The sequence below is a fragment of the Streptomyces sp. NPDC104581 genome, assembly GCF_055583685.1.
In genome coordinates this window covers 1-13863 of record NZ_JBVJNN010000058.1, presented here as the reverse complement: position 1 = coordinate 13863, position 13863 = coordinate 1, and the positions used below count along the sequence as shown (strand labels likewise).

General features: G+C 71.5%; 8 protein-coding genes. 3 read left to right on the top strand and 5 right to left on the bottom strand.

The window, feature by feature from the left end; genetic code table 11:
• Nucleotides 1-3: 3 nt before the first annotated feature.
• From ACZ61E_RS30215 to hisC, 5 genes are all read right to left on the bottom strand, one after another.
• Nucleotides 4-1824 carry a sensor histidine kinase gene (locus ACZ61E_RS30215; protein ID WP_469703333.1) on the bottom strand — a complete coding sequence of 607 codons (1821 nt, stop codon included), beginning with the start codon at nt 1822-1824 and terminating at the stop codon, nt 4-6.
• 148 nt (nt 1825-1972) lie between these two features.
• Nucleotides 1973-5611, bottom strand: a complete 3639-nt coding sequence (cydD, locus tag ACZ61E_RS30210) for a thiol reductant ABC exporter subunit CydD (RefSeq protein ID WP_469703332.1) — start codon at nt 5609-5611, stop codon at nt 1973-1975.
• 21 nt (nt 5612-5632) lie between these two features.
• A complete protein-coding gene (gene cydB, locus ACZ61E_RS30205; RefSeq protein ID WP_469703330.1) occupies nt 5633-6634 on the bottom strand; it encodes a cytochrome d ubiquinol oxidase subunit II in 1002 nt (333 codons plus the stop codon).
• Nucleotides 6635-6658: 24 nt separating this feature from the next.
• Entirely contained in the window at nt 6659-8188 is a 1530-nt protein-coding gene (locus tag ACZ61E_RS30200; protein ID WP_469703328.1) for a cytochrome ubiquinol oxidase subunit I, read from the bottom strand.
• A gap of 234 nt (nt 8189-8422) precedes the next feature.
• The gene (hisC, locus tag ACZ61E_RS30195) at nt 8423-9547 is read right to left on the bottom strand and encodes a histidinol-phosphate transaminase (protein WP_469703326.1); all 1125 of its coding nucleotides are present in this window, start codon (nt 9545-9547) and stop codon (nt 8423-8425) included.
• Nucleotides 9548-9962: 415 nt separating this feature from the next.
• Here hisC and ACZ61E_RS30190 point away from each other — a divergent pair, with 415 nt between their 5' ends.
• The 3 genes from ACZ61E_RS30190 (at nt 9963) to ACZ61E_RS30180 (ending at nt 13750) form a co-directional block, all read left to right on the top strand.
• Entirely contained in the window at nt 9963-11075 is a 1113-nt protein-coding gene (locus ACZ61E_RS30190; RefSeq protein ID WP_385791894.1) for a LacI family DNA-binding transcriptional regulator, read from the top strand.
• Between the two features lie 293 nt (nt 11076-11368).
• Nucleotides 11369-12784 carry a metallophosphoesterase gene (locus ACZ61E_RS30185; RefSeq protein WP_469703324.1) on the top strand — a complete coding sequence of 472 codons (1416 nt, stop codon included), beginning with the start codon at nt 11369-11371 and terminating at the stop codon, nt 12782-12784.
• 153 nt (nt 12785-12937) lie between these two features.
• Nucleotides 12938-13750 carry a hypothetical protein gene (locus ACZ61E_RS30180; protein WP_469703322.1) on the top strand — a complete coding sequence of 271 codons (813 nt, stop codon included), beginning with the start codon at nt 12938-12940 and terminating at the stop codon, nt 13748-13750.
• Nucleotides 13751-13863: the final 113 nt, after the last annotated feature.

Here is a 13863-nt window from a genome sequence, read left to right as displayed (position 1 = left end):
CTCTCAGAGCGGGGCCTGCCAGGTGACCGTCGTACCGCCGCCGTCCTCGCCCAGGCCCGGCCCGACCTCACTCGAACCGCCCAGCGACTCGGCGCGCCGCCGCAGATTGCGCAGTCCGCTGCGGCGCCCGTCGCCCTCCGGGATGCCCACGCCGTCGTCGGCGACCGACAGCCGGACCGCGGGCGTGCCGTCGGGCAGTGCGGCGCCCGCGTCGACCGTGACCTCGATACGGGAGGCGCGGGCGTGCCGGAAGCTGTTGGAGAGGGCCTCGCGCAGCGCGGCGATGAGGTTCTTGCCGGTGAGTTCGCCGACGGCCGAGTCGACCGCGCCGACGAAGCGGTGGGCGGGCTTGAAGCCGAGTGGGACCGCCGCCATGTTGATCTCCCGCAGCACCCGGGTGCGCAGCCCGGACGGCGCCTCGGAGGAGCCCTGTTGGAGGGCGAAGATTGCCGTACGGATCTCCTGGATGGTGACGTCCAGCTCGTCGACCGCCTTGCCGATCCCCGTACGCACCTCGGGCACGTCAGACTGCCGCTGCGCCGTCTCCAGCATCATCCCGGCGGCGAAGAGGCGCTGGATGACCAGATCGTGCAGGTCGCGGGCGATCCGGTCGCGGTCCTCGAAGACCGCGAGGCGTTCCCGGTCGCGCTGTGCCTCGGCCATCATCAGCGCGAGGGCCGCCTGTGAGGCGAACTGGGTGGCGAGGGTGCGCTCCGATTCGGTGAACGGCCGGCCGCCGATCTCACGCGGTGTCACGAGCACGCCGAGCACCCGGCCGTCGCTGTGCAGGGGAAGCACCATGGCCGGACCGAAACGGGCGGCTTCCGGGGAGACCAGCCGCGGGTCGGTGCTGGAGTCCTCCATGTAGACGGACTCGCCGGCCAGCAGCTTGGCGACGATGGCGCTCCGGCCCGGGATCCGGGTGCCGACGGTGATGTCCGGGGTGTCGGACGAGACGGCGACGATCTCCAGTCCGCCGTCGGAGGTGGGGAGCAGGACGAGGCCGGCGGCCGATTCGGCGAGCCTGCGGGCCTGTTCGGCGACGACGGTGAGGGCGTGGTGGGCATGGTCGGCGTAGTCGGTGCGCCCGGTGGTACCGGCCCCCTCGGTGCCCACGCTCCCCTCCGTGGTCCCGGTCCCCTCCGTACCCACGGGGTGTTCGAGGCGGCCGGAGTGGTCGGCGTCCTTGCCCGAGAGCAGGGCCGTCGTGACGGCGACCGAGCCGTCGATCCACCGCTCGCGCTGGCGGGCCGCCTCGTACAGCCGCGCGTTGCCGATGGCGAGGCCCGCCTCCGTCGCGAGCACCCGCGCCATGTGCTGGTCGTGGTCGGTGAACGCGGTGCCGTCGTGCTTCTCGGAAAGATAGAGGTTCCCGAGGATCTCGCCCTGGACGCGGATGGGGACACCGAGGAACGTGCGCATCGGCGGGTGGTGCGGGGGGAAACCGGCCGAGCGCGGATCGGTGGTGAGGTCGGTGAGCCGGATGGCCTCCGGGTGCCGGATCAGCTCGCCGAGCAGTCCGGTGCGGCCGTCCGGACGGTGGCCGATCCGCCGGGCGACGTCCTCGCCGACTCCGTGGGTGACGAAGTCGGAGAGCCCGTCGCCGGTCTCGTCCACGACGCCGAGCGCCGCGTAGCGGGCGCCGATGAGCCGGGCCGCCGTCTCGCAGATCCGGTCGAGGGTGGAGTGCAGTTCGAGGCCGGTACCGACGGAGCGCATGGCTTCGAGGAGTTGCGGGACGCGGTCGGTCAGCTCGGTGGACCGGCCCTGGAGTCGGCGCGCCGCTTCGGCCTCGGGGACATGCTCGGGTTCGGGCGCCTTCATGCCTTTGACCCTAATGAGTCGTATTTGATATGGAAAGTCGGTTGGTGAGGCGCGCTGATCGGACCGGCTGACGGCGCCGCTGCCGGGGCCGGTCGCTCGGGCCCGTCCCCCGGACCCCGCTCCCCGGGCCGTCTGCTCAGCCGCTCGCTCAGGCCGGCTGGCCGACCGGCGCGAGCGGGCCACGCTCACGCTCCAGCATCGTCCGCAGCGGTCCCGCCACCGAGACGAGCCGGGCGTACGGTCCGCGCTGCACGACCCGCCCCTCGTCGAGCACGATCACCTCGTCGACCGCGTCGAGCCCCTGAAGCCGGTGGGTGATGAGCAGCGTCGTACGCCCCTCGGTCACCGCCAGCAGGTCCGCGGTCAGCGCGTCGGCGGTCGGCAGGTCGAGATGTTCGGCGGGCTCGTCCAGCACGAGGACGGGGAAGTCGGCGAGTAGCGCTCGGGCCAGCGCGAGTCGCTGCCGCTGTCCCCCCGACAGCCGCGCGCCGTGCTCACCGACCAGGGTGTCCAGTCCGGCGGGGAGCGCGTCGACCCACTCCAGCAGACGGGCCCGGCGCAGGGCGTCGCGGAGGTCGTCCTCGGTCGCGCCCCTGCGGGCCAGCGCGAGGTTCTCCCGTACGGAACTGTCGAACAAGTGCGCGTCCTGCGCGCACAGTCCGACGAAGCGCCGCACCGTGTCCCCGTCCAGCGCGGCGGCGTCCGTCCCGCCGAGGCTGACGCCGCCCTCGCGGGCGTCCAGGAAGCGCAGCAGCACCTGCGCGAGCGTCGTCTTGCCGGCGCCGGACGGCCCCACCACGGCCACCCGCTTCCCGGCGGTCAGGGTCAGGTCGACACCGCTGAGCGCGTCGCGCCCCTGCCCGGCGTATCGGGCCGCCAGGCCCCGTACCTCCAGCGGGAACGGCGAGGCGGGAGCGGCGGCCGGGCGCTCCGGCTCCCGTACGGGGACGGGCGCGTCCAGCACCTCCCAGACCCGCTCGGCACCCCGCGCGGCCCGCTGCCGGTACTGCACCGCGAGCGGCAGACCGGCGACCGCCTCGAACGCGGCGAGCGGGGTCAGTACGACGACGGCCAGCGCGACACCCGGAAGCCGTCCGTCCTGCACGGCGCCGACTCCGGTGTACGCGGCGCCGGCCACCGTCAGTCCGCAGATCAGCGCGGTGAGGCCGCCGCCGAGCGCGGTGGCGGTGGCGCCGCGTGCGGCGATGGCCGTCAGGGTCGCGTCGGCGGCGCGCGCGGCGCGGAAACGGCTGCCGAGAGCGCCGGCCACGGTCAGTTCGGCGCAGCCTTCGAGGAGTTCGGCGACCCGGGTCGCGAGCAGACCGCGCGCGGGGGCGAGTCGCCGCTCGGCCCGCCGCGCCCGGGCGCCGCTCACCAGGGGCACGCCGACGCCGGCGGCGAGCAGCCCCACGGCCAGCACCGCGCCGGCCTCGGGCAGCAGCCAGCCGGTGAACCCGACGGCGCCGACGCCGACGAGCACGGCGGCGCCGACCGGGAGCAGCCACCGCAGCCAGTAGTCCTGGAGCGCGTCGACGTCGGCGACGAGCCGGGAGAGCAGATCGCCGCGCCGGGCCTCGCGCAGCCCGGCGGGGGCGAGGCGTTCGAGGCGCCGGTAGACCGAGACCCGGAGGTCGGCCAGCATGCGGAGCACCGCGTCGTGGGACACGAGCCGCTCGGCGTACCGGAAGACGGCCCGCCCGATCCCGAACGCCCGCGTCGCGGTGACCGCGATCATCAGATAGAGCACGGGCGGCTGCTCGGAAGCCCGCGAGATGAGGTATCCGGACACGGCCATGAGCCCGACGGCGGAGCCGAGGGCCAGACTCCCCAGCACCAGCGCCAGGACGAACCGCCCCCGCAGGGCACCGACCGCGGCCCGCATACGGGCCAGGGGGTGCGCCCGGAGTTCACCGGGCCCCGTGGCGGCACCCACCTCACGGGGCATCCCGTCGACCGCGCCTGCGGTCACCGCCCCGGGCACCCGGCGCTCCTCCGGCCACCGGTCGGGCGCGGCCTCCGTGACGGCCGCCCCGGAACCGACACCCTCAGCCGCACTCGCCAGGGCCTCGGTCGGCTCGGGCGCCCCCGCGGGCACCGACCCCGTTCGGGCGCCCAGTTCGATCACCCGGTCCGCCACCGACAGCAGGGCCGGACGGTGAATCACCAGGAGGACCGTGCGGCCCGCCGACAGACGGCGGACCGCGTCCACGATGCCGGCCTCCGTCTCGCCGTCGAGCGCCGCCGTGGGCTCGTCCAGCAGGAGCAGCGGGCGGTCGGCGAGGAAGGCCCTTGCCAGGGCGAGGCGCTGGCGCTGGCCGGCGGAGAGGCCCGCGCCGTCCTCGCCGAGCAGTGTGTCCACACCCTGGGGGAGCGCGGTGACGAATTCGTACGCCCCCGCGTCGCGCAGCGCCCTCCGTACGGCGGCGGCGTCGGCGTCCGGCCGGGCCAGGGTGACGTTCTCCGCGATCGTCCCCGCGAAGAGATACGGGTGCTGCGGCACCCAGGCGATCCGTTCGCGCCAGCGGTCGAGATCCAGGGACGACAGGTCGCTCCCGCCCACCCGCACACGACCCTCCGTGGGCGCTGTGAAGCCGAGCAGTACGTTGAGCAGCGTCGTCTTCCCCGCGCCGCTCGGGCCGACCAGGGCGACCGTCTCACCCGGCTCGACCACCAGGGTCGCCGCGTCAAGCGAAGGCTCCGCGCGGCCTTCGTGGCGGACCGTCACGCCTTCGAAGTCCAGCCGCGTCGAGTCCGGCACCGCCGTACCGCCACCCGGCACACGACCCGCGCGACTCTGACCGCCAGCACCGGCAACACCGCCCGTACCGCCCGCATCCGTCTCCAGCACCGCGAAGATCTCCTCCGCCGCCGCCAGCCCCTCCGCCGCCGCGTGATACTGCGCCCCCACCTGCCGCAGCGGCAGATACGCCTCGGGCGCCAGGATCAGCACCACCAGGCCCGTGTAGAGATCCAGGTCCCCGTGGACCAGCCGCATCCCGATCCCCACGGCCACCAGCGCCACCGACAGGGTCGCGAGCAGCTCCAGCGCGAACGAGGAGAGGAACGCGATCCGCAGCGTACGGAGCGTGGCCCGCCGGTACTCCGAGGTGATCTCCCGGACGGACTCGGCCTGTGCCTTCGCCCGTCCGAAGACCTTCAGCGTGGGCAGCCCCGCGACCACGTCGAGGAAGTGACCCGACAGCCGGGACAGCAGTCGCCACTGACGGTCCATCCGCGTCTGCGTGGCCCACCCGATGAGCACCATGAACAGCGGGATCAGCGGCAGCGTCAGCACGATGACACCCGCCGACACCCAGTCGTCGGTCACGATCCGCGCCAGCACCGCCACCGGTACCACGACCGCGAGACCGAGCTGCGGCAGATAGCGCGCGAAGTAGTCGTCGAGCGCGTCCACACCACGGGTCGCCAGCGCGACGAGTGATCCGGTGCGCTGCCCGCTCAGCCACCCCGGCCCCAGCTCGGCCGCCCGCTCCAGCAGCCGGCCGCGCAGCTCGGACTTGACCGCCGCGCTCGCCCGGTGGGCCGCCAGCTCCGTCAGCCACGCGACGAGTCCGCGCCCGGCGGCGACCGCGCAGAGCAGGAGCAGGGGCGTACGCAGCCCGGAGGCGTCGAGCCCGTTCTCGAACGCGCCGACCACCACCTCGGCGATGATCATCGCCTGGGCCACGACCAGCCCGGCCCCGGCCAGTCCCAGGACCACCACCGCCACCAGGAAGCGCCGGGTGGCCCTTGCGTACCGCAGCAGACGCGGATCGATCGGTTTCACGTGAAACACCCGCCCAGTCAGCTAGTGCGCGTCCGCGATGTGATGCGTACCGATGCGCTTGCGGAAGACCCAGTACGTCCAGCCCTGGTAGAGCAGCACGACGGGCGTGGCGATGCCCGCGCACCAGGTCATGATCTTCAGGGTGTACGGCGTCGACGACGCGTTGGTCACCGTCAGATTCCACTGCTCGTCGAGCGAGGACGGCATGACGTCCGGGAAGAGCGTGAGGAAGAGCATCGCCACGACGGCCACGATCGTCACCCCGGAGAAGGCGAACGACCAGCCCTCCCGGCCCGCCCCGATCGCCACGATCGCGGCGACCAGCGCCACCACGGCGACGGCCATCGCGGCCAGGCTCGCGCCGTCGCCGCTGTCGAGCTGGGTCCAGCTCAGGAAGCCGAGCGCCAGCACGGCCGTGAGCAGCCCGAGGGTCACGGCCTGCTTCCGTGCCCGCGTCCGGATGTCCCCCACCGTCTTCAGCGCCGCGAACACCGCGCCGTGGAAGGTGAAGAGGGTCAGCGTCACGAGCCCGCCGAGGATCGCGTACGGGTTGAGCAGGTCGGCCAGGCTGCCCACGTACTCCATCTCCGCGTCGATCTTCACCCCGCGCACGATGTTCCCGAAGGCCACGCCCCAGAGCACCGCCGGCAGCAGCGAGGTCCAGAAGATCGCGTGCTCCCAGTTGCGCTGCCACCGCTCCTCGGGCCGCTTGGCGCGGTACTCGAAGGCGACACCGCGCACGATCAGACAGACCAGGATGAGCAGCAGCGGGAGGTAGAAGCCGGAGAAGAGGGTGGCGTACCACTCGGGGAACGCGGCGAAGGTCGCGCCGCCGGCCGACAGCAGCCAGACCTCGTTGCCGTCCCAGACGGGTCCGATGGTGTTGATGAGGACCCTGCGCTCCTTGCGGTTCCGGGCGAGCAGCTTCGTCAGCACGCCGATCCCGAAGTCGAAGCCCTCAAGGAAGAAGTAGCCGGTCCACAGGACGGCGATCAGTACGAACCAGACGTCGTGGAGTTCCATGACTCGGATCAACTCCTCAAGTCCTCAGTAGGAGAAAGCCATCGGGCGGTCGGCGTCCTCGGAGTCGTGGCCGCCGATCTTCGTGGGTGGGTTGAGGTCGTCGTCGGTCAGCTCCGGCGGTCCCGCCTTGACGTACTTCACGAGCAGCTTCACCTCGATGACGGCGAGCACCGCGTAGAGCAGGGTGAAGACGATCATCGAGATGAGCACCTCTCCCTGGGACGTGCCGGGGGAGACGGCGTCGGCGGTGCGCAGCACGCCGTAGACCACCCAGGGCTGCCGGCCGGTCTCGGTGAAGATCCAGCCCCAGGAGTTGGCTATCAGGGGGAAGAGCATCGTCCACAGGGCGACGAGCCAGTACATGTGGGCGAATCGCGGGCTGAGCGCCTTGTTGCGGAGGAGTACGAGATTCGGCACCTCGTCCTCGCCTGTCCGCAGCGCCTTCGGCAGCAGGAACTTCCGGCGGGTCAGCCAGAGTCCGAGGAGGCCGATGCCCAGCGACGCCATGCCGAAGCCGATCATCCAGCGGAAGCCCCAGTAGGCGACGGGGATGTTGGGCCGGTAGTCGCCGGGCCCGTACTTCTCCTGTTCGGCCCTCTGTACGTCGTTGATGCCGGGCACGAAGGAGTCGAAGTCGCTGTGGGCGAGGAAGGACAGCAGGCCGGGGATCTCCACGGCGACCTTGTTGTGGCCCTCGTCCACGTCCCCGTAGGCGAAGAGGGAGAACGGCGCGGGCGCCTCGCCGTCCCAGAGCGCCTCGGCGGCGGCCATCTTCATCGGCTGCTGCTCGTACATGATCTTGCCGAGCGTGTCGCCGCTGACGGCGGTGAGCAGGCCGGCCGTCACCAGCGTGACCAGTCCGAGGCGCAGCGAGGTGCGCATCACCGGGATGTTCTTCCGGTGCGCCGCGCCCTTGCGGCGTGCGAGGTGGAAGGCGGAGATGCCGACCATGAACGCGCCGCCGACCATGAAGGCCGCCGTCATGGTGTGGAAGAACTGGGCGAGCGCGGTGTTCTGGGTCAGCACGGCCCAGAAGTCGGTCAGCTCGGCCCGGCCGCGCTCCTCGTTGATGCGGTAGCCGACGGGGTGCTGCATCCAGGAGTTGGCCGCGAGGATGAAGTACGCGGAGAGGATCGTGCCGATCGAGACCATCCACATGCAGGCCAGGTGGATCTTCTTGGGGAGCTTGTCCCAGCCGAAGATCCACAGGCCGATGAAAGTGGACTCGAAGAAGAAGGCGATCAGCGCCTCGAAGGCGAGCGGGGCGCCGAAGACGTCGCCGACGAAGCGGGAGTAGTCGGACCAGTTCATCCCGAACTGGAACTCCTGCACGATGCCGGTGACGACACCCATGGCGATGTTGATCAGGAAGAGCTTGCCCCAGAACTTCGTCGCCCTGAGGTACTTCGGACTCGACGTCCGCACCCAGGCGGTCTCCAGGCCGGCGGTCAGCGCGGCGAGGGAGATCGTCAGGGGGACGAAGAGGAAGTGGTAGACGGTGGTGATGCCGAACTGCCATCGCGCGAGAGTCTCGGGAGCCAGTGCGATGTCCACGTCGTCGTCTCTCCTTCTCCTTACGAGCCGTCCTGGTGGGGCGGCGTTCTGCCCTGTTGGTCCCGTCCTGATCGGGAGGAACCGGGATACAGGGACGCGCTTGTGAACGCGTTCACATTCACAAGCGAAAGTATGACGCACGGCCCGGCCGGATCTTCAAGGGGGGGTCCCCTTCGAACATCCGGCCGTGACCGCACGCCGGAGAGCCGTGCGCGAGGACCGCCGGGCGGCGCCTCAGATCTCCCTGGGCCCCTCGGCCCCCCGCCCGCGGGAGTCCTCGTCGATCTCCTTGCGGAAGGAGTGCGCCGTGTGCAGGAAGAGGTCGTTCGCCTCGTACTCGCCGATCGTGACCCGCACCCCCTCGCCCGCGAACGGCCGGATCGTCACGCCCGCGCGCTCGCACACCGCCGCGAAGTCGGTCGTGCGCTCCCCCAGCCGCAGCCACACGAAGTTGGCGTGCGTCTCGGGCACGGTCCACCCCTGGTCGCGCAGCCCGTCGTACACGCGGGTGCGCTCGGCGACCAGCGACCCCACCCGCCCGAGCAGCTCGTCCTCGGCGCGCAGCGAGGCCACCGCCGCGTCCTGCGCGATCTGGCTCACACCGAAGGGCACCGCCGTCTTGCGCAGCGCGGCGGCCACCGGCTCATGGGCGATCGCGAAGCCGACCCGCAGGCCCGCGAGGCCGTACGCCTTGGAGAAGGTCCGCAGCACGGCCACATTGGGCCGCTCCCGGTAGATCTCGACACCGTCCGGGACCTCGGTGTCGCGGATGAACTCGCGGTACGCCTCGTCCAGGACCACCAGGACGTCGTCCGGCACCCGGTCGAGGAACCGCTCCAGCTCCGCCCGGCGCACAACGGTGCCGGTGGGGTTGTTGGGGTTGCAGACGAAGATCATCCGGGTTCGGTCGGTGACGGCGCCCGCCATCGCGTCGAGGTCGTGCACCTCGTTCGCGTCCAGCGGCACCTTCACCGAGGCGGCACCGGAGATCTGGGTGATGATCGGATACGCCTCGAAGGACCGCCAGGCGTAGATCACCTCGTCACCGGGGCCCGAGGTGGCCTGAAGGAGCTGCTGGGCGACGCCCACGGAGCCCGTACCGGTGGCGAGGTGCGAGACCGGCACCCCGAAACGGTCGGCCAGCTCGCTCATCAGGCCGGTGCACGCCATGTCGGGGTACCGGTTGAACGCGCCGGCCGTGGCCAGCACCGTCTCCATCACGCCGGGCAGCGGCGGGTAGGGGTTCTCGTTCGACGACAGCTTGTACGCGACGGGCCCGCCGGCCGCCGCCGGCCTGCCCGGCTTGTAGGTGGGAATGCCGTCCAGCTCGGCGCGCAGCCTCGGGCTCGTCTCGCTCACCGCGGGTCCTCCTCGGGCGTTCTGGGGGCCGTGCACATCATCGGCTCGCCTCATGCGGATGTACCAATACTGCTCACCTTAAGAGGATTGACGGGCGCTGCGAATACCGCCCGCGCGACCGGCCCCCGACTCCCCCCGAGGCCGGTCCCCGCAAGGGGAGCGCACGCGAACCCGGCGCGCGCCGGTGGCTCACTCCGTGGCGCGCATCCCCCGTAGGGGTGAGTTGAGACCTCTTCGAAACATCGGACACTCGCCAGGCCCATCGTGCTCAATGCTTGACAGACCACAACAGAATCGCTCAACAGCCTTTATTTCCATGGCTATTGAGCTTTGTTGATCATGCAGAAACGTGACTCTTGGGGAGTGAATATGCGACCGGCCTTACCACCTTGATGCGCCCTACTATCGGCTCGCCATGACACCAGCAGGGAAACACCAGGTGAGCCGGACGGACACATCCCGACGGGGCAGCCGGCAAGGTCGGGCGGGCATCCGGGACGTGGCCGCCGCAGCCGGTGTCTCCATCACGACCGTCTCCGACGCGCTCAACGGCAAGGGACGGTTACCCGACGCCACACGCCGACATGTCCGTGAAGTCGCCGAGCGGCTGGGGTACCGCCCGTCCGCCGCGGCCCGAACCCTCCGTACGGGCAAGTCAGGTCTGATCGGCCTGACCGTGACCACGTACGGGGATGAACCTTTCACCTTCACCGAATTCGCCTACTTCGCCGAGATGGCACGGGCCGCGACCTCCGCGGCGCTCGCCCGCGGCTACGCCCTCGTCATCCTTCCCGCCACCTCCCGCCACGACGTCTGGTCGAACGTCGCGCTCGACGGCACCGTCGTGATCGACCCCTCCGACCACGATCCGGTCGTCACCGAACTCGTGCGCCAGGGCCTGCCCGTCGTCTCCGACGGCCGTCCGGCCGGCACGCTCCCCGTCACCGCCTGGGTCGACAACGACCACGAGGCCGCCGTACTCGATCTGCTCGACCATCTCGCCGCCGCGGGCGCCCGCCGGATCGGGCTGCTCACGGGCACCACCACCGACACGTACACCCGACTCTCCACCACCGCCTATCTGCACTGGTGCGAGCGCGTCGGACAGGACCCGGTGTACGAGTCCTACCCCGCGCACGACCCCTGCGCCGGAGCCGTGGCAGCCGACCGGCTGCTCGCCAGGCCCGACCGCCCCGACGCGGTGTACGGCCTCTTCGACCCGAACGGCACCGACCTGCTCGCCGCCGCGCGGCGGTACGGCCTGCGGGTGCCCGAGGACCTGCTGCTCGTCTGCTGCAGCGAGTCCACCGTGTACGCGACCACCGAGCCGCCCATCACGACGCTCTCGCTCAAGCCGCGCCGTATCGGCACCGCCGTCGTACAGCTCCTCATCGACGCCATCGAGGGGATCGACACCGGGCGGCCCGTCGAGCAGGTGATACCCACGGAGCTGATCGTGCGGACCTCGTCCCAACGGCGCCCGCCCCGCACCACGGTCAGCGCTCCGAGGTCCCCCGCGAGAGACTGACGCGGGGGAACCGCGGACCCGGCCGGGGACGGAACGAGGACGGTCCGCGGACGAAGCTGGTACGTACCGGCGACAGGACACGGATCGCACAATTCGGGGCGATCCGCGTGAAAACGGCCGGTGAAACGTGGGTGGAATCGGATTGACCACCCCTGGTGCGTCACACAGGGGTGGCTGCATTCCTATGATGGGCGCACGACACCGCGGACCCTCCCCTACCTCCGGTGGGGATGTCCCGTCCGACCAGGCGGGCCCGAAAGGTGTACGGAGGCGCGACGTTGGTGGAGGGGTCGATGACTCAGGGGGCCGGGGCCGGTCAGGGACCCGTGGTACGGACGGCGACGTTGCGCGATTTCCGGGTGCCGCCGTACACACAGGTTCCCGCGCGGCCGGGGGAGACCGGACCGCCCACGGCGTCCAAGGTGCCCGAGACGCCCGCGGACCGGCCCGTGGCCGAGCAGGCCGGTGCGCCGGGGAGCCTCGGCGTCCTGCCCCGAACGGATCCGCGGGCCCTCTCGCTCACCGTGCCCGCCGGACAGCCCGCCCCGGCGGCTCACGCCGCCGCTCCGGCCGCTGCCCCGACTCCGCTGGCCATCAAGGTCCCTGACGCCCCGTCGCGCCGCGATCCGCGCAGCTTCGTCGGTACGCCGGCCGCCGCCGCGCCCCCTGCGCCCGCCGCACCGCCGGTACCCGCTGCCGCACCGCAGGTACCCGCGCCCGTCGCCGACGCGACCCCGTCCGTCCACCCCGGCAACGCGGTCCCGCGCGACGAGGTCCCCGAGGGCTACACCCCCACCGCACGCGACCTCCCGGTGATCAAGCGCGTCGAGAGCGCCCAGGCGCACCCCGTACCGGCCGAGGCCCCGGCCGACACGGACGGCCTCGGCCCGCTGTTCGTCGTCGGAGACGTCCACGGCTATCTCGACGAACTCGTCGCCGCCCTCGGCGAACAGGGCCTCATCGACCACGAGGGCAACTGGGCCGCGGGCAACACCCGCCTCTGGTTCCTCGGCGACTTCACCGACCGGGGACCCGACGGCGTCGGCGTCATCGACCTCGTCATGCGGCTCTCCGCCGAGGCGGCGGCCGCCGGCGGCTACTGCAAGGCCCTGCTGGGCAATCACGAGCTGCTGCTGCTCGGCGCCAAGCGGTTCGCCGACACCCCCGTCAACTCGGGCGCGGGCACCGCCACCTTCCAGGCCGCCTGGCTGCTGAACGGCGGTCAGAAGACGGACATGGAGCGCCTCCAGGAGGTGCACCTCCAGTGGATGTCACGGCTCGACGCCCTCGTCGAGGAGGACGGGCACCTGCTGATGCACTCCGACACGACCGCGTATCTCGACTACGGCGCCACGATCGACGACGTCAACGACAACATCCGCGCCATCCTCACCCGTAACGACGCGGACGAGTGCTGGGACATCTTCCGCAAGCTCACCAAGCGCTTCGCGTTCCGCGACGACGGCGGCCCGGACGCCGCCCGGGAGCTGATGGCCGCTTACGGCGGCGGGCGCATCGTCCACGGTCACAGCCCCATCCCGTATCTGCTGGGCGAGGTCGGCACCGAGGACGCCTCGGACGGCGACGAGAACGCCGGCCCCGTGGTCGACGGTCCGCACGTGTACGCGGACGGTCTCGCCATCGCCATGGACGGCGGAGTGACCATGGCCGGAAAGCTTCTGGTCGTACGGCTCCCGTTGCATAACTGAACAGAGTGGGGTCGGGCGATTTCGGTGAACCCCCTGTCACCGGGTGCCGTAACCGGCCTACCATCGGCTTATCCGTAGCAGGCTCTCCTCCGTTTTCGCCAACCGCCCGTTCCCGACGGGCAATCCGGCTCTACGGAGCATCGGGGGACGCACATGAACAGCGCTCCGCATCTGCTGAACGAGGATCGCGCCGATTTCGAGCGGATTCTCGACGAAACGCTGCGCCACGCGCACGACCGTCCAGATCTGGCCGATGTGGGACAGCGGCTCAATACCGAACAATTGCGCACGATGGCTCTCAACGCGACGTCTCTGATAACCGCCGCCGCCGCGACGGAGTACGAGCACTACGCGAAGATCCGGGAGGAATTCCGGGCCTCGGCGACCTCGCCGGTGGGCAGCTCCGTACTGGCCCCGGCGGTGCACGGGGCCACCGAGACCGGCGCGGGGCTCGCCGCCGTCGTCGCCGTCCTGGTGCCCGTCCTGGCGGGCGCGGCGGCCGTCGTCTTCCTGCTCGTCGGCTACGCCCTGAGAATGCTCAGCCCGGTGCCCGGCTTCTCCGACACGCTGCTGACCGTCGGCTGGTTCTTCTCCGCCGTCACGGCCGTCGGGCTGGCGGTCGCCGCCGCCGGGCTGCTGATCACCGCGCTGCGCAACTCGGCGACACAGGTCCCGGCCGGCGGTACGGACGGCGCCTGGCCCGAGGATGTGTCACAGGCCCGCGAGGAGTGGCGCGTCGCCCTGCTGGAACGGGGCATCCTGCCCTTCCTGCGCGAGGCCCTGGCCTCGCCGGGCGCGGAGCCGGCACCGAGGGCCCGCCCCGCACAGCACCTGCCGAAGATGGGCTACAGCCGCCCGGACTTCTCCAGCCCGGACGACGGCGCCACGGCAGGCCGGCGTCCGACGTACTCCAGCCCGGACTTCTCCAGCCCCGACTACGGCGGCCCCGAACACCATCCGGAGTGAGCCCGCGGAGCCCGTCCAGGGCCCAGTTCGCGGGTTGGGCCCGGGGTTGGGTCTTGGGACCCATGCCGGTGGGTGTCGGCTGTTCGTATGTTTCTCATGTCGCCAGCGGGAAC